Below are 22,010 nucleotides of genomic sequence, written 5' to 3' on the forward strand. Positions count from 1 at the left end.
GGCGCTGCTAAACAGTCCCTAGTTCATATGTTACTGCATTAAAATGACATAGTGCTTCGGTAATTTGGTGTATAACCTGCGTTCTTATTTCTTTTTCTCGGATGAACAGATGCCCACTATTAAAGGACTTAAATTCACAACCTAACAGAGAGTGCGTGCTCCAGCCTTGATGATCTTCTGGGCTTACCCAAGTGTCTTGTTGCCCCAAAAATACGGTAGTGGCTAGCTGTAATGGTGGCTCTGGAGTATAAGTATAGCTCTTTACAATATTCATATCGCCGACAAAAATGGGCAGTAACACTTGAATAATGCTCTTATTCATTCGCTCATCACTGTAATCCACGATGCCATTATCTTTAAATACCATGGCTAAAGTACTTAATTGTTGCTCATCTAATTGTCCTAAGCGCTCTTGGTCTAAATCAAATAAGTTCACCTGCATTTGTTTTAAGGTATGCAGCAGATTATCCAGGCTTTTGGAAGGGAGGCGGGGATCGGGATAGGCTGATGCAAAAAGATGTACGGGTTGGGCGCGTTGATGGCGCCGTAAATAGCGCGTGAGTTCAAAGCCAATAAGTGAACCAAAGCTATGGCCAAAAAAGGCAAAGGGCAAATCAAAATAAGGTTGTAGCTGGGCGGCCAGTAACGGAATCAGCGTATCAATATTGGTGATGGGCGGTTCTCCCATACGATTTTCCCGGCCTGGCAATTGGATTGGGCAAACCTCAATAAAATCAGGAAATTCATGTTGCCATTCGCGATAAATGGATGCTCCTCCACCTCCATAAGGAAAACAAAATAGGCGCAGTTTCGCCTCAGGTTTTATTTTACGGCTGGCTAACCAAAGGGTATTGTTCTTGGTTGCTGCTGGGGCTGCTTGGGGTTTGATGCCTTTATCCACTAATATTTGCTCGGCTATTTCTTGAATGGAGGGGCCTTGCATGATGAAGGGCAGTGAATAATTAAGGCCTAAGTTTGCTTCAATAACCCGAATTACGGCTAAAGCCATCAATGAATCCATGCCTAAATCATGCAAAGAGAGCTGCACATTGACATCCCTAACCGGCATCGCAAAAATAATGGCGAATTGTTCTGTTAAATACTGGATAAGTTGCGTTTTGCATTCCGTATAGGGCAAGGATGCATCCCATTGAAATTGGGCCTGAATGTGCATCATCTTATCGATTTGCATGGTGTCGTTGAGCTGTGTCATACATAAATCAGTACATTTCATTAGCACGTGATAATGTTCATCCAATAAATACCAGTCACCAATAATGGTTTTACCTTCTGGGTGTAATTCTTTTAAGACAGTATAAATATATTTGGGAACTGCATGGCGATGAACTTCAATTTGTCCTATCTGTGAGGCAATATAAGGCTTCATTAGCTGTGGTGGTAAGAGCAGAAAGAGTGTCTGGATACAGGCATCAATAATGCCAGGATGCATCTGCAACATAAATTGCTCACTGCGGTCAGCAGTTTTGGGGGCCCGTAATTCACTCAGGAGTTTCATGTCCTTGGTCCAGTACTGCTGCGTCCAGCGAATACTGTCGCCAGCGGGCATGCCCATATTAATGATGCGCTGGTAAAAGGATTCTGCTGTGCCGTGATACTGATGGGGTAATTCCCGATCTCTTAGAGCCGGTGATGATGTTTCTGCGAGCAGGGATAGGGTACCAACGGCATGTTTTATCCAATTCTTTTGGCTGTCACTACTGTAAACACTAAAGGCTACGGGTTGATTGTTACCGGTTGATTCAATAATAAGTTGCACCCATACGGTTTTACCTGCCAGCACTAATAAGGGTGATGTAAAGCTCAGTTCGTGGATGCTCATTGGCACTTGTGGAGCAAGTTGTTTGACCGCATAGGCCAGCATTTCCACATAATAACCTGCATGTAAGACATAAAATGAGTCTTGGATTTCGGGCATGACTTGATGATCAAAGGTAAACTCAAATTGATGGTTGGATAAGGGCGACGCGAGCATTTTTCCTCGTAGGGGATAGCTTATTACTGTCTCATGTTGCCCTCCATGTCCTAGGCGTGGCCAATATTTTTTATGCTGCCAGGGATATAAGGGCAAATCTATTGCCGCATAAGAACGTTGTTCCTCATATTTTTTCCAATCGATGTGTGCTTGATTCACATAGCTTGTTGCCAAAGCGGTCAAATCTGAAAATTCGCTTATTTTCGCTGCATTATTATTCTTTTTCGCTTCAAAATTTATAAAAATACCTTCAATGGCTTGTTGCGGGTTGGCAGCTAACGCGCTAAGTTTTTGCGATAAATCAGCGATAGAGTTACTAATAATAGCCAGCCGCAATGGATAGTGGCTGCGGCGTAAATGTAAGTTATAGCAAAGTTGACCTAAGTTGATGCCCGCATTATTTTTTAGGTAGGTCTGCCATAAGCTGATTAAATCATTTAAGGCTGCGGCATCTTTTGCAGAGAGGGTAAATAATTCATTATGGCCACTGATTTCCGGGGCTGGTTCAAATTGTTCGCTTAACGACAATTCATGTAACACGATATGGGCATTAGCACCACCAAAACCAAAGCCGCTCACTCCGGCAACGGCAATATCCCCATAGCGTGGCAATGGTTCAGGTTTTTGGGGAATGGATAAATGATATTTAGCAAGGGGAATATGGGGATTTGCTTGCTGAAAATTGAGATGCGGTGGTATGACCCCATTTTTTAAGATGAGGGCCGTTTTGATCATGCTGATAATCCCTGCGGCGGGTTCCAAATGCCCCACATTAGTTTTCACCGAACTAATCCAGCAGGGTTTTTGCTCCTCATGTCTTTTGCCAATAACTTCACCTAAGGCTTGAGCCTCGATTGGGTCGCCAAGAAAGGTACCGGTGCCATGGCATTCGATATAAGAAATATGGGCGGGATCTGTTTGTGCATTGCGATAGGCAGCGCGCAGTAATTGTTCTTGCTGTAAGCCATTGGGGGCGGTAAGGCCATTGGTTTTTCCATCTTGATTCACCGCACAGCCGGTAATTACCGCATAAATTTTATCTTTATCCTGCAAGGCGCGTGATAGCGGTTTTAATACAATAGAGCCCGCCCCTTCTCCCTGAACATAGCCATCAGCTTGTGCATCAAAGGTATGGCATTGACCCGTAGGGGAGAGCATGGTCGCTTTAGCCAATATGGCATGAATGGAGGGCAGCAGATTAATATTAACGGCACTTACCAAGGCTTGATCACAGAGCTTAGCTTGTAGATTTAAGCAGGCTAATTGTACGGCAATAAGCGACGAAGAGCAGGCTGTGTCTAAAACCATGCTAGGCCCATGTAAATCTAAAATGTAAGAGAGTCGATTAGCGCCCATGCTGATAGCGCTTCCCGTGGGAATCAGTAAGGCATCCATATCGGAGTCGAGTTGTTGTAAATGGCTAAATTGGCTGGCATATAAACTGGAAAAAACCCCGGTGTTAGAGCCACTTAAGCCATCGAGCGTTAGTCCGGCATCTTCCAGCGACTCATAAGCGACCTCTAAGAGCAGACGTTGCTGGGGGTCCATGCGCAAAGCTTCGCGGGGGCTAATGCCAAAAAAATAGGCATCAAAGGCATCGATATCCGCTAAATAGCCACCCCAATAGGCTAAGTGGGGATTGCGTTTAGCCTCTTCCTGGGTTTCTTTGAGTAATTCCCAACGCTCCTGCGGGATGGGGGTGATAATGTTTTTACCTTGATTTAATAATTCCCAAAACTGGGAAAGATTCTGTGCTTGGGGTAGGCGGCAGCTCATGCCGATAATAGCAATCGGATCAAATAACTTTTCTTGCTGTTCTTGCAGTTTCTTTTTCAGTTTTTTGATCATCAGCAAGGCATTTTTTAAGGTCGTCGTATCAGTCATAAGCCAACTCCAGCTCTTTTAATTCTGCTTCGAGAAGTTCATTCAATTGGGCATAATCCAGATGATCCAGATTTAATTCTTCTTCCTCTTCTGCCAACGCAAGGGGAGGCACTGGTGAGGTATTAACCTGCACCCGTTGCATGATGTATTCCGTTAGTTGCTTTAGAGTGGGGTAGCGATATAGATCCATCGGTGAGACTACATCCGGGAAATGAGTACCTAATTGTTCGGTATAACTAATGCCGCTAATGGAATCCATACCATACTGCTCAAAAGGGGTTTCGGCATCGATTTCATTTTGCTCCAGAGCTAAAGCACTGGCAAAAAGCCGCAGAACTAAGGCGGCGATTTGCTCTGGGCTGAGGTTAGAAACCACGGCTGCTTGATTATTTTGTGCATATTCCGCTGCAAAATGAGCAAAAAAGTCCAACTGCTTCGCAGTCGCATTCACTTGGAAAAACTTTTTCCACTGCATCTTACATACAGTGGCTTCCGCGGGATTGCTGCGTAGCAGCGTATCCAAAAGACTAATACCATCTTTGATGCTTAAGGATGCCATACCTACCGCATCTAAAAAGGCGTCATGATTATGGCGATGACTCATGCCCTTTTCTGACCAGGCGACCCAGTTAATGCTTGAGGCGGGTAATTGCTGACTACGGCGATGGAGCGCCAGGCCACTGAGAAACTCATTGGCAACGGCATAGGCACTAAGGCCGGCCATGCCAAAATGAGGTACGGCTGCAATCGAGGAAAATAACACGAAGCTGGATAAGGGGGCCTGTATGAATAGCTCATGTAAAACCAGGGCACCGTGCACCTTAACTTTGAGCACCTCATGCCACAGTGCTTCCTCCATATCCGCAATGGGTACGTTATCGGTGGTGAGGCCAGCTAAATGAAACACCCCATCAATTCGTTGTTGCCAGCTTTGTTCTGTTTCCTGAATAAGCTGACGCATTTTTTCTTTATCCGTCACATCGACGGCAGCATATTTAACCTGGATTCCTTTGGCTTTCAATTGCTGCAGCCAGGTATTTTTTTCGGTAGTTTGTGCTGACAGTTCGGTTACCCCTGTCAGCAAGACAAAGCGGGTTCCCTGTGCCACGATATATTCCGCGACTTCATAGCCTAGCGCTCCCAGTCCACCGGTAATTAAGGCGGCGACAGGTGGGGTCCATGTAGGCAAGTCCGCTGGTAAGGATTCCGTGCTAAAACGAATGCTGTAACGCTCCTGCTCGCGATAGGCAATATGGTTTTGATTCGCTTGCAGGCCCCCAAGCTCCTTAACCAGATTCTGCGCATTTTGGCGGAGGCTGGCTTTGCTATCCAGATCTAAGAGGAGTACCTGATAATTTGCTTGTTCAGCGGCAAAAATACGGGTCATGGACCAGAGCGGATGCTGCCACATATCAACACGGTCAGAATCGTTTACCTGTTGCGCTTCTTGAGAAGCTAAGGCGAACATCAATTGCGCTGACCATCTGTGCTGAATCATCGCCTTAAATAAATAGAATAAGGCCACAGTCGGATCGGATGAAGCGCGAGTATTTAAATAAATAACCCCTTGTAAATGTTGGCCATGTTCTTGATAAATAGCCGTAAAAAGAAGCTCATAATCTGTTTTTTGCTCTGGGTTAATGTAATACACCAGGTCGCTGTGTTTACTATATTCTGCGCCGGAAAAGCAATAAATACAGGCTGCAGCCCCTAGTTCTTCTTGCAAGAGCAAGCCTAATTCTTGATCACTAAAGATTAGCCATTTTCCTGCAGGGTTTTTGCTCCCCTTCGTTATGGCAAGGGGATTTTTTTCCCAGCGAGTGGCATAAAGCCATTCTTGCGCATTGAGTGATGCAGGCGTTGCCACTACTGGTGCGGCAATTGGTGCCTCAACCTCGCGGGTGGGTATCCAGCAACGACGCTTGGTAAAGGGATAAGTTGGCAACGATACGATTTGGCGACGTTCTGGTGTATGCAGTTGCTGCCAATCGATTTTAACGCCTGCAACCCAATGTTGGGCTAATTCTGCATGGCGTGCTCCTTGAATTAACGCTGCTAAGTCGGCCGGTGGCATGGTATTGACGGCTTGCAGGTTGATCCAACTATTTGCACCTGGCTGTGGATAATGCGCTAGGGCGGTGAGCAACTCGGTTTTGGTCGCGGCCACAATGGCGAGTCGTGCAGTCATCGCTTCACGGCCTACTTGTAAGGTGTAGCACGCATTTTGTAACCATCCGGGAGCATCTGTATGCGTATTGTTTTGTAAATACTGCTGCATTTGGTGCACACGAGCGCTGAGCCTATCTTCATTCAATGCTGAGAGTACGAAGAGGTAGGGGCCTGTGTTGGTTGTTGTGGGCTGGGCTTTCGCTGGGTATTCTTCAACAATCATATGCACATTGGCCCCTCCCGCCCCAAAGGAGCTTAATCCGGCACGACGTGTCATATTATTCTCTGGTATCCAGTCTTTAAGCTCACGTTGGACGTAGAATGGAGAGTTTTGGAAGTCGATAAAAGGATTTAATTGTTCTGCGTGCAGACTGGGCGCGAGTTGTTGATGGCGCATTTGCAGCAATACTTTGGCTAATTGGGAAATTCCGGCTGCCGATTCCAAGTGACCAATATTGGATTTAACCGAACCAATAGCGCAATATTGTGTATCTTGGCTAAAGGTTTCAAAGGCTTCTTGTAAGCCGCGAATCTCAATTGGGTCGCCTAAGGAGGTGCCGGTACCATGCGCTTCTATATAGGAGATGGTACGTGGGTTTATATTGGCTGTCTTTAAGGCTTGCAGAATCACTGCTGTTTGGGCATTGGGATTGGGTACCGTATAGCCACTGGTTTTGCCACCGTGATTCATGCTGCTGCCTTTAATGACGCCATAAATCGTATCATTATCAGCAAGGGCTGCATCCAAAGGTTTGAGTAAGACAGAGCCTACACCCTCTGAAGGCACATAGCCGGTGCCGCCTTCAGCAAAGCTGGTACAACGCCCTTGTTCAGACATAAAGTTGAAGCTGCCCAAGAAATGGTATTTGCTTGGATGTAAGGATAGATTTACTCCACCGGCAATGGCCATTGCACATTCACCGCGGAGAATGCTTTCACAGGCTAAATGAATCGCAGCAAGTGACGATGAACAGGCGGTATCCACGACGAAGCTCGGGCCATTAATGTCCAGGAAGTAGGAAATACGGTTGGCAATCGAGAAGGATTGAATATCCAGGGGAACCTGATTACCTTTTTGCCATTCCTCGGCAATAAATAAAGGATAAAAATTATAGGTAACCCCGGCAAAAACACCCACCGCATTGTTGGTGCTTTGCTTTAATTTTTCCCGGGTATAGCCAGCATCTTCTATGGTTGACCAAACAGATTGCATGAATAAGCGTTCTTGCGGATCCATTAAGCCTGCATCACGGGGGGAAATATTAAAGAATAAGGGGTCAAATTTATCCACATCGGGAATGAAGCCACCATGGGGAAGGTATTGTTCTTTACCGCCAATCTGTACCGGATATTGTTTATAATCCCAACGCTCGTGAGGAACCTCACCCACACAATCGCGTCCGGAACTTAAATTTTGCCAAAACTCATCCATGGTGTTTGCCATGGGGAAGGTACCACTTAAACCGATGATGGCAATGTCGCGAGAGCCTATTGTTGGTGTTACCTGTATGGATATGGGGTCTTGAGCAATTGGTGCTGTGGGTATTTCTGCGGTAAGTGCTGCTGTTTCGTTAGCACCTAAGGCAATTAATTGCTCGCGGTGTTTTTTAACAAAATAAGCAGCCAAATCCTTAAGGCGATTGCGCTCATACAGCAGGGTTTTGGGCAAGCTGCCAAAGTCTTTTTCCAAGCGGTTGGTTATTTCCAAACCAATAAGGGAGTCTACTCCATAAACTTCATAGGTTTCATTGGCGTTGATAAGCTCGGGATTGGTACGTAGTTTTTCTGCGAATATTTGGCTTAAGTAACTCAGCGTCCAGCTGTTCAGATCGCCTGCGGCCAACTTAGTTATTGTCAGCGGTAGGGTTTGGCTGGCCGATGTTACTGGCTGTAATTCCAAATCGTACCAATAGCGTTGTTTCACAAAAGGATATGCGGGCAAGGATGCAATACGTTGTTTGGGCTCTTCAGCATAGAGGATGGACCAATCAATGGGATAATGCTTGGTATATAAGTCCGCTAAAATAAATAACTTATGACGATACTGGCTTGGATCATCCATCTGTTGCAAGGCGTTAAGTGTGGCTTGATAAATTTCATGTAAGACTGGACCCTGCATGGAGTAGGTTTGCCCTTCATTTAACAGGCAAAACTCAGGGGTCTCCTCATTACTTAACGCCGTTAGGGCGGTTAGTAACTCGTCTACTGAGGCGACGACCAAGGCACAGCGATGCAAGAAATGCGCTCGGCCCAAATTAAGCGTAAAACTCAGCGCGCTCAAAGATATGGGGTTTTCTTGTTGTTCCAGCCATTGTTTTAACTCCTTGATCTTGTGCTGTAGGCTAGGTGCTTGTTTTGCTGATAAGGTTAGCAAGTAATAAGGTTTGGCTTGATGTAGCTCTATGGGCTGTTGATGCGGACGACCTTCTTCCAATACTACATGGGCATTGGTGCCACCAAAACCAAAAGAGCTGATGCCTGCGCGCAGTGGTATTTCTTGACCGGCAGCATTGTGGCTGCGTGCCCATCGTTGAGTTTCTTGGGCAATATAGAATGGACTATCTGCCAAATTAATAAAGGGATTTAATTGCTGTAAATGCAAGAGGCCTGGTAATTGCTCATGAGTCATCGATAAAATTAATTTCATCAAGCCAGCAATTCCTGAAGCCGGCTCCAAATGACCAATGTTCGTTTTCACTGAGCCCAGCCCAATACTACTTGGCTTAGTTTGCGTTCCTAACAGGTTTGCGAAGGCTAATTTTAGTCCCTCGATCTCTGTGGGATCTCCCAAGGCGGTACCGGTGCCATGTGTTTCAATATAGCTGATGCTCTCAGGACTAATATTGGCCTGGGTGTAAGCATTGATCAGTAATTCACTTTGGGCTTTTGCATTAGGCGCGGTTAGCGATTGGGCTTTGCCACCATGATTTACCGCTGAAGACTTGATTACCGCATAAATATGATCCCCATCTCGCTGTGCCTGCGCTAAAGGTTTTAGTAAAATACTACCAACCCCTTCGCCTTTAACATAACCATTGGCTGATTTATCAAAGGTCTTGCAACGACCATCGGCAGAAAGTGCCCCGAGCTGGCTAGTTACAATCAGGGTATCGGGGTTGAGCATTAAGCTAACCCCACCGGCAACAGCGACCTCACATTCACCATAGCGGATGGCTTGCGCCGCACGGTGAATGGCTACTAGTGAACTTGAACATGCCGTATCCACCGCTTCACTAGGGCCTTGGAAATTAAAGAAATAAGAGACTCGATTGGCTAGCATACTGTGCGAATTGCCTGTGGCAATAAAGCCGTGGAAGTCGTTTTGTTGTTTGGCAATTAAGGTTTGATATTCGTTAAACTCAACTCCAGCAAAAACGCCAACCTTAGCGGAGCCAAGTTCTAGGGGGTTGTAGCCCGCATCTTCAATGGTTTTCCACACGCTTTCTAAAAAGAGACGGTGTTGCGGATCCATCAGGTTGGCTTCTCGGGCAGATAGGTTAAAGAAGGCGGCATCAAATTGATCCATATCCTTGATAAAGCCACCCCATTTTGAATTGCTTTTATTAGGATGTTGGGTGCTATCTCCATAGTGAGTACGCCAATCCCAACGTTCTGGAGGTACTTCTGTAACCAGGTCGTGTCCATCCAGCAAATGCTGCCAAAAGCTGGCTAAATCTGCAGATTGCGGGAAGATGCCATGGATACCAATAATGGCAATATCATGATTGGCTTCCGGTTTGAATTGGCGCACTTTGGGCGTATCGCTTTTAGTTGGTAAGGGGGCGACGCGTTGAGGTGTTTGGGGAGCGGCTTCTGGAAAGTGCGCTGTAATGTATTGGCCAATTTCTACGATGCTGCTGTGGGTATAAAAGACTGCGGGGGTAAATTCCGCTTTATAGTGCTCGGAAATGCGCTTGGCTAAGTCAATAAAATACACCGAATCCATGCCATATTCACCCAGGCTTTTTTCAGCAACCAAGCGTTGGGGCGCAATGTTCAACAGCTGCGCTACCTGGCGTATTAAAAAGGCGCGTACTCTCTCGTTTGTTTCTGCATAAAAAATTGCTTGAGGTTCTGCCTGTATAGATTGTTCGGCATCACTATACCAATAACGTTCTTTAGCAAACGGATAGGTGGGTAAGGCGATTTTTTGTTGCGCTTCATGCGCATGCACTTGTTGCCAATCGAGCGCATAACCATCCACATAAAACTTGGCTAAGGCGAGTAAGTTCTCTTGATACTGTTGGCCCGAGGCTAATTGTTGCATTAGCATGGGGATTATGGTGTTGCCGATTATTTCTTGTGCGGTTTTTGCTTTGCTCTGTAGTTGCATGAATAAATGTGTAGGGAGACTTGGTGCATCTATTTGTTTCAGCAATTGAATGGCCTCGTCGACCGAACTCGTCACTAGGGCACTGCGGCAGTCAAAGTGGCTTCTCCCCGCATTTAAGGTGTAGCTAACTTGTTCCAGATTGGCCGTTGGATTACGTTCTAGCCAGTGGCAAAGGTCGATGGCACGCTGTTTTAAGGCGGCTTCTGTTTTTGCGGAAAGGGTTAACAAATAGTGTGATTTTTCTTTTGAGGCAGGTACACTTTGATTGGGAGCTTCAGCAAGAATCAAATGGGCATTGGCGCCCCCTGCACCAAAAGAGCTAATCCCAGCGATACGCGGTCCTTGTTGTGGAGCCGGCCACTCGCTTAGGTTTTGCTGTACTTTAAAGGGAGTGTTTGACCAGTCAACATTACTATTTAAGGTTTCTGATAAAATGGAGGGTACCAGCCGTTGATGCTGTAATTGCAGTACCACTTTAGTTAGAGCGGCAATACCTGCAGCCGCTTCGCAGTGACCAATGTTTGCTTTTACCGAGCCAAGGGCATATTGGGAATGCTCGTGTTTAAAGACTTTATTTAATCCCGCAATTTCAATGGGATCGCCTAAGGCGGTTCCGGTGCCATGAGCCTCTATGTAACCAACCATGGCGGGCTGAATATTGGCTTGTTGATAGGCTGTCGCAAGTAATTCCGCTTGGGCATTGGGATTAGGTACAGTATAGCCATTGGTCTTGCCGCCATGATTAAGTTGACTACCTTTAATGACCGCATAAATGCGATCACCGTCGTGTAAGGCCTGCGATAATGGCTTTAATAAAACTGCGCCTACAGCTTCGCCGGGAACATAACCGTCTCCCCCTTCGCCAAAACTGCGACAATGTCCATCACTAGCTAAAAACTTCCCATGACTCAATAATAGGTATTTGTTGGGATGCAAGGACAGGTTTACCCCACCAGCAAGCGCTAATTGGCATTCGCCTTCACGTAGGCTTTGACAGGCTAAATGAATGGCGGTGAGTGATGAGGAACACATGGTATCCAAGGCGATACTTGGCCCATGAAAATCAAAGAAGTAGGAAACGCGATTGGCGATGGAGGCGAATACGGAGTTTGTGGGGGCAAATTGTGCCTCTCCCTGATATTCGGCGGCAAATAACTGATACTCACCATACATGACGCCCACATAGACGCCCACTTTGTCCCCAGCCAATTGTTCACGTGCATAACCGGCATCTTCGATGGTTTTCCACGCGGTTTCTAAAAACAAGCGCTCTTGGGGGTCCATGAGTGCGGCTTCGCGCGGTGAAATGTTAAAGAATAAGGGGTCAAATTTATCGACGTCACTTAAAAAGCCACCCCATTTACTGTATGTTTTACCCGGTGCTTCTTTATCGGCATCAAAATAGCTCAATAGATCCCAGCGTTCGCTAGGGATTTCGCTAATGCAATCTTTTCCCGCTTGTAAATTTTCCCAGAATTGCGCTAGATCCTGCGCTTGGGGAAAACGGCCGCTCATGCCGATGATGGCAATATCATCCTTGGCAACCGGATTGGTTGTTTTTTTGCTGCTGGATAGTGGCAGGCGTTTAGTTGGGAGTGTTAAAGAAGAACTCTGTGTTTTCTTTTGGATTAGGGGGCTTGTCGTATTAAAGCGCTGCGCTAATTGCGGAGCATGATGCTTAACAAAATAAGCAGTTAAGGCGGCTAAGGTTTGGTATTCAAAGAATAAGGTTTTCGGTAAGGTGCTAAATTCTCGTTCTAAGCGTTGATTCAATTGAATTATCATCAATGAATCAATCCCATAATGTTCAAAGGCCAAATCTTTATCTAATTGTTCTGGAGCTAATTTTAAGGTTTCGGCAATTAATTTTTTTAATAAGACGGCAGTTTTTGTATGAAGCTCCGGGCTAGTTGTAGCCAGGGACTGTACCGCTGTTTTTGCTATGCGGCTATGGCTTTCTAAGGCCTGTACTAATTGTTTTTGATAGCCGGGCAATACGATACATTGAGTGTCTGTATGCTCTAACGCATGCACAAAGGCTGCTAAACCTTGCGCGTTGCTAAGGCTAACGATTCCTAAGCTGAGTTCTAGCTCATGCAGGTATTCGGGGGCAAGGGTCATCCCACCCTCTTCCCAGAAGGGCCAATTTAGCGCCAACGTAAGTCCAGAACAATGGCCGTGGCTTCTTTGTTGCTCACGTTCGTGGGCAAATTCATCGAGGAAACAATTAGCATAGGCATAGTCACTTTGTCCGGCATTACCAAAGATGGCGGCGACGGAGGAGAATACGGCAAAAAAGTCTAAGGGCTCTTTGCTGGTTGCCGCATGTAAGTAGCATGCTCCTTGTACTTTGGGTGCTAAAACTGCTGCCATTTCTTCGGTGGTTTTTTGGCTAATAAAGCCATCTTGAGTGATACCAGCGGCATGAATAATGCCATTAATGCTGCCAAAATGTTGTTTTGCCTGGCGAATCAGGGCTTGCACCTCGTCGGTGCGTGATACATCCGCCTGCACATAGAATACGGAGGCTCCATGTTGTTCTAATGCGGCAATTTGTTTTAATTGGGAGTTTGTTAGTGAAGAGCGTCCACATAACACCAGTTTTGCCTGATGATGGATCGCCAAATGTCGCGCCACTAAATAGCCCAGTCCACCCATACCCCCCGTAATTAAATAAACACCGGCTTGTTTTAGTCGTGTTGATGGTGTTGCTTCTATTGGGGTAGGCACAGACGCATAGGTATTGATATGACGGCGATTTTGCTGATCATAGCGTACTTGAATTGCTTCTTGCTCCAATTCTTGGGTAAGCATCTGTACATCATGTATTTCGATGATACGGCAAGCAATCAGAGGTTGTTCCAAGTGTAGGCTTTTGGCCAAACCTGCTAAAGCTCGGGCAAAAATCGACCCTCCCTTGCTGATACACAGGATGTGCACCTGATGTTCGGGTTTTAATTTGATTACTTCTGTGACTAACGAATGCAGCAAATAGTAGGTTTGTGCTAAATGTTTTTGGATCATCATGGCGATGGATAAGTTCGTCTCATCATGCTCTTCCAAGGCCAGTAGAATGTATTCAGGTAAGGGCTCATCGTTCCCTTTAATTTTAGATACATGATAATTTTCAATAAGTTGACTGCTCGTTTGTGCTTGGGTAAATTGCGCTTCGATGGATTTTATGGTCGCTTGATTACTGCCTAAAATAAGGATGGACTTCCCTGCCTTGGTTGAGGCTGCTGTTAGGGGAGCTTCCTGCCATATAGGCTGATAATAGCCTAAGGTCGCTTCGGGCTTTATGGTGGTATCTAGGGCACAGAGTGTAAAGCCGGTAATTACCAATAATAATGCCCCATCGCGGTCGATGACTTGCAAATCAAAACTTGGGAATTGCTCCTCATTTGCTTCCGAGGCTAACTGCGCATAGACATAGCAGGTTTCTGGTAAGTTGGCATAAATATCCATTTGCTCCAGGGCAAAGGGCAGATATAGGGCCTGGCGATTTTTCAGCAATGCCTGGGTGCTGTGGAAGATGCCATCGAATAGGCTTGGATATAGGCCTAACTCGGCAGTTTTGGTGTTTGGTAACGACAATTTAGCCAGCAAATGTTCCTCGTCATGATGCAGTGATTTAATCACTTGAAATTCAGGGCCATAGACTAAACCGGACTGTTTAAAGTAGGTGTAAATTTCTTCCGGGCTTTGCTGTTTGGGCAAGTTGAGTAGTAATTGTTGTAAGTCCACCGTGGATGACGGGGACAGTGGTTTTTCTGCCTGATAATGAATTTGTCCGCTGACATATTCCTGAGTTTTGTCAGGATTGCTCAGCACAAAGGATATTCCCTCTGCTTCCGGATTTAAATGGATTTGTAGCGATTGCGCCAGATCCGCTGCTTTAATGGGTTTTTTCCAGAAAATCTGACTTAAACTAGTAACCACGCCTTGGTTAATTAAGATTAGGTCTGCCGCTACGCGTGCCATTTCCAAGCAGACTACGCCTGGTAGTACGGATTCATTATGTACCTGATGATCGCTTAAGTAAAACTCATTACCAGTAAATTGCTTGCTAAAGGCGGGCGCATTTAAGGTCGAAATATTTTCATCAAGGAGCGGATGCAAGCCTGGACGTGTTTTATTTTTTTTCTCAACCCAATGGCTTTCTTGCGCAAAGGGATAGCTAGGTAATGACATTCGTTCTTGATAGGCGCCATAAAATTGCTGCCAATCAATGGTTTTTCCTTGCAGGTACGCATCACGCAGCGTGATTAAGGTGTCTGGGTGTTTGCTTACTGATAAACTATGGGTGGCATCGGTGTCGGAGAGAATAAATTGCAACAGTTCGGTGAGTTCCGCAACATGTTCCACAATGACGGCAAAACGCTTGTCGAAATGCTGTCTGCCCGCATTTAAGGTGTAGCTTAGAGCGGCCATACAGGGTAAAGCCGGCTGGTGTTGCAACCAGTTCAGTAAATCAGCCATACGTTGCTGCAAAGCAATGCTAGTCATGGCGGATAAGGTAATTAAATATGGTGCTGTGGGTTTGGCTGCAGCATTATTTTCCTTGGAGGGGCTTTCTTCCAAAATTACATGCGCATTAGCGCCACCAAAGCCAAAAGAGCTGACTCCTGCTCGTCTTGGGCTTTGCTCTGGCGTTTTCGGCCAGGGCATGGGTTGATCTACAATGTAAAAAGGGCTGTCTTTAATTTCAATGTAAGGGTTTAATTCCTGCATATGCAGGTTGGCGGGGACCAGTTCATGCTGCATGGACAATAAAACTTTAATGACGCCAGTCACTCCTGCAGCCGATTCCAGATGACCAATATGCGTTTTTACCGAGCCTAAGCCACAATAACCTGAGGGTAGATCGGCAAGTTGTTGTTCTTTGGCTAGTTGTTGGAATGCCTTTTTTAAGCCATTAATTTCAATGGGATCGCCTAGTGGTGTTCCCGTGCCATGGGTTTCAATGTAACTGATGCTGTTAATGGGTACTTGGGCGCGTTGGCAGGCGGCGACAATTACTTCCGCTTGGGCATTGGGGTTGGGGGCGGTTAAACTGTTGGCATGGCCACCGTGATTAATGGCGGTTCCTTTGATTACCCCGTAAATATGATCCCCATCGGCAAGAGCATTGCTGAGTTTTTTTAATAAAATAGCGCCTACCCCTTCGCCACGCACATAGCCGTTGGCTTGTTTGTCGAAGGTTTTACAACGTCCATCCTCACTGAGCATGCCCGCTTTATGGGCGGAAATAAAGGAGGTTGGGGTCAGCAGGGTATTAACGCCTCCAGCAATGGCCAGCTCACAATCCCCTTGCAGAATAGCGTTCACCGCCTGGTGAATGGCGACTAATGAACTGGAGCAGGCGGTATCAATGGCCTCACTGGGGCCGCGTAAATTTAAAAAGTAGGATATGCGATTAGCAATCATACTATTCATGGTACCGGTAGTCAGGTAGGCATCCATGACCTCATTTTGCTGTAATAATTCTGCATAATCATGGTTAAAGACCCCGACAAATAAGCCGGTCTTTATGGCGGCAATGGCGCTGCTGGTATAGCCTGCATCTTCTATGGTTTTCCATACGGTTTGTAAAAACAGTCGTTGCTGCGGGTCAATTAATTCAGCCTCACGCGGGGAGATGCTAAAAAAGCTGGCATCAAATTGATCCACGCTCTCCATAAAACCACCCCATTGTACGGTGAGATTACGCCAATCCCAGCGTGAGGCAGGTACCTCACTAATGCAGTCTTTTGCTTGATATAAATTATTCCACAAGGCATCCACATCAGCTGCTTGCGGGAAGGTGCCGCTCATCCCAATGATGGCAATGTCTGTGCCTGCATCTGGATGGGGCTGGTTGGTATTTATTGCCACGGCATCCGATTGGTTTGCTAAGACATCGGCATAAAACTCAGCCAAAGTTGCATATTCATAGAGGGCGGCGGGAGACAGGTTTAATTGATAGTGTTCATTAAGCAATGAAACCAATTGAATAATATTAATTGAATCAAAGGCATAGCGGCTTAGGGGGAGCTGCAAGTCGATTTGGCTTGGAGCTAGCTGCAAGACCTTCGCGACTAAAGCACTAAACTCGCTTTTTAAGGCCCTATCATTTGGCACAATGGTATTCTGCGGGCCGTTATGTGCATGCAGCTTGGTTAATGTTTGCGCTTCGTAGGCTTGCTGGCATTTTCTGCGTTGTAATTTGCCACTACCGGTTCGTGGGATTGCTCCTTTAGGGGTTAATAGTACTTCATGGACATCTACCCCATGCTGGCGCATCAGGCTATGATGGATGGCATCTTGAATACTTTGCCACTTTGCTGAATCGCTACCAGGATCCAGTTCTTGCACCACAATAATTTTTTCTTGCCCAGTAATGTCTGTGGAAAAGACGATTTGCGGTAAATTGAGCTGGAACTGGTTGAGTGTTTCGGCAATAGTGATTTCAAAATCTAATGGGTAATATTTTTTCCCATAAATCACCATTACTTCTTTTAATCTGCCAGTCAGATAAAGTTCATTGGCGCTAATAAATCCTAAATCACCGGTTTTGAAATAATGGCGTTTGTCTCCAGGAATTTGGGCATTAAATACGGCATTGGTTTCCTCTGGGCGGCGCCAATAGCCGGGAACTACAGATTTTCCCGTTAACCATATTTCGCCTATTTCGCCTGCGGCAACCGGAAGGCCTCGCTCTGGGTCTACGGCGATGGCATGTAATCCACCCAATAATTTACCGCTGCTTACACGTTGTTGCTGGCCATTAGTAGGTTTTTGTCCATAGGTCACGGCAATAGCCCCACTCACTTCGGACATACCATAGGCAGATGAGAACTGGGTTAAAGAGAAGCCACAAGTCTGGAATTTAGCTACGAAGGCGCTTAGGGTTTTCTGTTGCACAATTTCACCGCCATTGACGGCGACTTTCCACTGTTTTAAATCGAGCCCGGCAAGTTCGGCCTCGCTAATATCCCGGATGCATAAATCATAACCAAAATTGGGACCACCTCCATGTGTGGCGCGGTATTTGCTAATGGCTTTGAGCCAGAGTACGGGTTTTTGAATAAAGGCTGCTGGTGCCATGATAATGGCAGGGCTGCCATTATATAAGGGCACTAGTAAGCCGCAGACTAAGCCATAAACATGGGTGTGTGGCGCCCAATTAAGCGTGATGCTCTTATTGGTGTAATGCCAGGCTTTAATGGTTTGGCTTAAGCTATGTTTTAAATTGCCATGGGTAACGATTGCTGCCTTGGGGGCTGAGGTTGAACCAGAGGTGTATTGTAAATAGGCAATGTTTTCGTCAGTAAGGGGGGTGGTTTGATAATTGGCTACAGTGTTTAGGTCGATGGTATCGCTAGCTAGGACCAGGACCTCTTTGTTTACCACCGCTACCAGAGCCTGACGATAGGTTTCGGTGGTCAGGACGATGGTGGCTTCGGCATCTTCTGCAATACTGTGGAACAAGGACAAATGCTTGTCCAAGTCCTCCACCTTAGGGCAGGGAACGGGAACGGCTATGGCTCCAGCATACCAGCAGCCCATAAGACTGGTAGTAAATTCAGTGCCGGTGGGGAAGAATAAAATAACGCGATTTCCCGCTATGTTTTGTGTTTGTAAACGGGCAGCAATTGCTCTGGCGCGTTGGTCTAACTCGCCGTACGAGAGCCATGGGGTTTCATATTGGCCTTCTTTTAAATAAAGAAGTGCATTATGGGCAGGAGATTTTTGTGCTCGGTTTTGGAGCACAGTAACAATATTGTGCATAGACAATTTCCATTTGCAAAACGATCCCTTTTGATAGCGCCATGCTACCAATACTGTTAAATAAAGTCATCCTGATTTTTCATATTCCGTGCCAGAGTGACACAACAATTAGGTGGAGCTTGGTTTTTAGACAAAGCTAAAAATATCTAAAGGCTAGGTGGTGGGAGAGGGATAATGGAGGTTTTTTAACCAAAAATTCCTATAATATAATAAATACAGGCATACAATAAATTGGGGGAGCCACCCAATGCCCATGAAAAATTTTCACTAAATATTGGATTATTTTAATTATTTTGCCTACGCTAAAACAGCACCTGCTCGTACTATTTAAGGCGTTTTTTATCAAAGGAATTGATAAGGAATAAATAATGAATATTTTGAAAATACAAGTAATGAGAGGCCCTAATTACTGGTCAAACTATCGTAAGCAATTGATAGTAATGACGATTGATTTAAAACAATATGAAGAGCTACCTACAAATTGTTTACCCGGGTTTAAAGATAAATTACTAAGTTATTTACCTGGCTTAAGAAAAGATTTTTGCTCTTTGGGCTATGAAGGTGGCTTTGTCGAGCGTATGGAAGAAGGTACCTGGCTAGGACATGTTATTGAGCATGTTGCCTTGGTAATGCAATGTGAAGCAGGCATGGACTGTGGTTTTGGTAGAACCTATGGGACTGATAATCACGGAGTTTATGAGGTCATATTCTCCTATGAACTGGAAAAAGCAGGTCTTTATGTTGCCTATGCCGCGGTGAATTTAGTGCGTGCTTTAGCTGAAGGCAAAGAATATCCATCTTTTGCAGAGGATATTACTTATTTAAAAGAAATAAAAAGAACAGAAGGATTGGGTCCCAGTACTCAAGCCATTATTGATGAAGCGCGCAAAAGAAAAATTCCTTATAAACGTCATAATAACTCCTCTTTGATAACCTTGGGTTATGGACGAAATCAGCAAAAAATATGGACGGCTCTTACCTCAAAAACTAGTTCGATTGGCGTGGATATTGCGGCTGATAAAGAATTCACGAAGCGGCTTCTTGAGGAGCATTTTGTTCCTGTGCCACCAGGTATTACCATCGAATCAGAGGATGAACTACCGCAAGCTATTGAGCAATTAGGCTACCCTTTAGCGATCAAGCCTTGTGATGGTAATCATGGTCGAGGAGTAACTACTAAGATTCATGATTACGAAAAAGCTGTTTTTGGTTTTGCCTTGGCGAAGGAAATTTCCGATAAAATCATTGTTGAACGCTACATTGCAGGCAATGATTATCGATTTTTAGTGGTCAACCATAAAGTCGTTGCGGTGGCACAAAGAACACCGGCAATGGTTGTTGGTGATGGCCTATCTACCATTGAACAATTGATTCAAGTTGCGAATATGGATCCTAATCGCGGTGATGAACATGAAATGCCTTTAACCAAGATTACCATTGATGAAAGTACGCTTTTGATTCTTTCCCAGAATAATTTAACTTTACGTAGTGTTTTAGCACCTGGGCAAATTGCTTACTTAAAAGAAACTGCGAATTTAAGCGCTGGCGGCACGGCCACTGATGTGACGGATAGGGTGCATCCGCAAAATTTATTTTTTGCAGAGCGTGCGGCAAAACTGCTTAATTTAGATATTTGTGGTATTGATGTGGTTTCCGCAAACATTCAAATTCCACTTAATGAGAATCACGGTGCCATCATTGAGGTTAATGCGGGCCCTGGTTTGCGTATGCATTTGGCTCCTACTTATGGCCAAGCAAGAAATGTCGCTGAACCTATTTTAAACATGCTTTACCCTTCTCCTGCCGAAGCAACAATCCCCATCGTTGCGGTGACGGGAACTAATGGTAAAACGACTGTAGTGCGTCTAATTGAGCATATGGCTCATCGTGCGAATTATGTTACCGGAGCGACGACTACTGAAGGTATTTATTTAAATACGAAACTAATTTACCGAGGGGATTGCAGTGGGCCTTTAAGTGCCGATACGGTTTTACGTGATCCTTGCGTTGATTTTGCGATTTTAGAGTGTGCTCGTGGGGGGATTTTGCGTGCGGGTTTAGGTTTTGATGAGTGTGATATTAGTATTATTACTAATATTGGCAATGATCATTTGGGGCTTAATGGCATTAATACGCTCGAAGAATTAGCCAATGTGAAATCTGTAGTCGCGTTTAGTACTAAGAAAAGCGGATGTGCGATTTTAAATGCGGATGATCCCATGGTTTATGCTCTGCGCTCTGAGTTGAACTGTAAGATTGCTTTATTTGCCTTATCTGAAAATCCTGCCATCCAGGCTCATTGTGATGCGGGTGGCTTAGCTGCTTATATTAAAAATGGCTATATCGTGATTCGGACTGGTCATAAGCGAGAAATTTTAGCCGAAGTTAAAGAAATCCCGATTAGTTTTAAGGGTATGGCAACCAGCATGATTCAGAATATTCTGCCCGCGGTGCTTGCTGGAGTTATTTGCCAATTTTCTTTAGAAATGCTCCGTGATTCGGTATTTAATTTTCACCCCACTCCGGAAAATCTACCCGGCAGAATGAACCTGTTCCATTTGCCCAATAACTGCGATGTATTAGTGGATTATGCTCATAATGAAGGGGCTTTCATCGAGTTAAAAAATTATCTGGATACTATTTATCGCAAGAGAAAAATAGGCATTATCGGGATGGCAGGTGATCGTCGTTCAGAGGATTTTCATGCAATTGGTTGTCATATTGCGACGATGTTTGATGAAATTATTATTCGCCATGATGCCGATGGACGTGGGCGAACGAATGATGAAATTACCGACTTGTTATTAACGGGAATCAAGCGTTCTAACGCTAAACCGGCAATTAAGATTATTTCGGATGAAGTACACGCTTTGGAAACCGTGTTGGATGGTAACTGTTCTGATGCCTTTGTATTTTGTGCTGTTGAAAATGTATTTAGGGTGACTGGCGTCATGCGAGAAAAAGTAAAAGACGCTTATGTACAAAGTGAGGCTTATGATGATACCCAAGGCTAAATTGCTTATTATTGGTGGAGCTGAAAATAAGGGTGATGCTCCACCAGATGTTTCTGAGCAAAAAAAAGAATTTAGACGCTATGAAATTTTGAGTGAATTATTGCCTCCTTCAAATAAAAAGATCGAAATCATCACTACGGGTTCGGAAATTCAAAATGAAGTAAAAAAAGACTATGAGCAAGTCTTTCAAAACATGGGCTATGGCAATATTGATTTTCTCCCTATTAAAAAAAGAGCCGAGGCTCGGGGGAAAGAGTATCTAAAACGGGTTGAGGAAGCCGGAGCAATTTTTTTTACTGGGGGTGATCAATTTCGCTTGTCGACTATTTTAGGAGGCACGCCAATAGTTGATCTTATTAAAGAGCGTTACTATCAGGACAGCGATGTCATTATCGGAGGCACTAGTGCGGGTGCAATGGTGATGTCTTCGGTCATGATTATGGGAGGCGGTTTGTCGGAAGCCTTAATTTATCGTAATTTATCCACCTGTTCCGGACTTGGTTTTTTGCAATCATGCATCATTGACACGCATTTTATTAAGCGGGGACGATTTAGCCGTCTTGCACATGCCATTATTATGAACCCAGAACAATTAGGAATTGGTTTGGGGGAGGATACCGCCTTGGTAATAAAACATGGCTCTGATGCGGAATGTTATGGTTCAGGAATGGTTGTAATCATTGATGGCAGGGATATTAATCAAACAAATATTACCGACGTTGACGAAGGTGGGGCCGTATTTGTCGAGAATCTCAAGGTGCACCTTTTAGTCAAAGGATGCCAATTTTCTATTAGTAATCGTGCATTGAGAAATCCAGCAATTCCTGTGGAGCAGGAATAAAGTTCG

4 protein-coding genes are annotated in these 22,010 nt (G+C 45.1%); 2 read left to right on the forward strand and 2 right to left on the reverse strand.

The genetic code is table 11. The features are described from left to right. Positions 1–7: 7 nt before the first annotated feature. Positions 8–3,877 carry a beta-ketoacyl synthase N-terminal-like domain-containing protein gene (locus tag J2N86_RS00170; RefSeq protein ID WP_252580126.1) on the reverse strand — a complete coding sequence of 1,290 codons (3,870 nt, stop codon included), beginning with the start codon at positions 3,875–3,877 and terminating at the stop codon, positions 8–10. Next, complete coding sequence (locus J2N86_RS00175) at positions 3,870–18,149, reverse strand: SDR family NAD(P)-dependent oxidoreductase (protein WP_252580128.1); 14,280 nt, start codon at positions 18,147–18,149, stop codon at positions 3,870–3,872. Before J2N86_RS00175 ends, J2N86_RS00170 begins: the two co-directional genes overlap by 8 nt. 368 nt (positions 18,150–18,517) lie before the next feature. On the opposite strand from J2N86_RS00175, the gene cphA reads away from it, so the two are divergent. Together cphA and J2N86_RS00185 are read left to right on the forward strand one after the other, a co-directional pair. Then, positions 18,518–21,163 (forward strand): cyanophycin synthetase, encoded by a 2,646-nt coding sequence (cphA, locus tag J2N86_RS00180; RefSeq protein WP_252580130.1) that lies wholly within the window; start codon positions 18,518–18,520, stop codon positions 21,161–21,163. After that, positions 21,144–22,004 (forward strand): cyanophycinase, encoded by an 861-nt coding sequence (locus J2N86_RS00185; RefSeq protein ID WP_252580132.1) that lies wholly within the window; start codon positions 21,144–21,146, stop codon positions 22,002–22,004. The genes cphA and J2N86_RS00185 overlap by 20 nt, the downstream gene beginning before the upstream one ends. The last annotated feature ends 6 nt before the right edge of the window (positions 22,005–22,010 follow it).

Source organism: Legionella lytica (assembly GCF_023921225.1).
GTDB classification, from domain to species: domain Bacteria; phylum Pseudomonadota; class Gammaproteobacteria; order Legionellales; family Legionellaceae; genus Legionella; species Legionella lytica.

Coding starts and splice junctions, on each gene's coding strand:
- J2N86_RS00170 (WP_252580126.1), bottom strand. CDS start 3,877: ATGACTGATACGACGACCTTAAAAAATGCCTTGCTGATGATCAAAAAA.
- J2N86_RS00175 (WP_252580128.1), bottom strand. CDS start 18,149: ATGCACAATATTGTTACTGTGCTCCAAAACCGAGCACAAAAATCTCCT.
- J2N86_RS00185 (WP_252580132.1), top strand. CDS start 21,144: ATGATGATACCCAAGGCTAAATTGCTTATTATTGGTGGAGCTGAAAAT.
- cphA (WP_252580130.1), top strand. CDS start 18,518: ATGAATATTTTGAAAATACAAGTAATGAGAGGCCCTAATTACTGGTCA.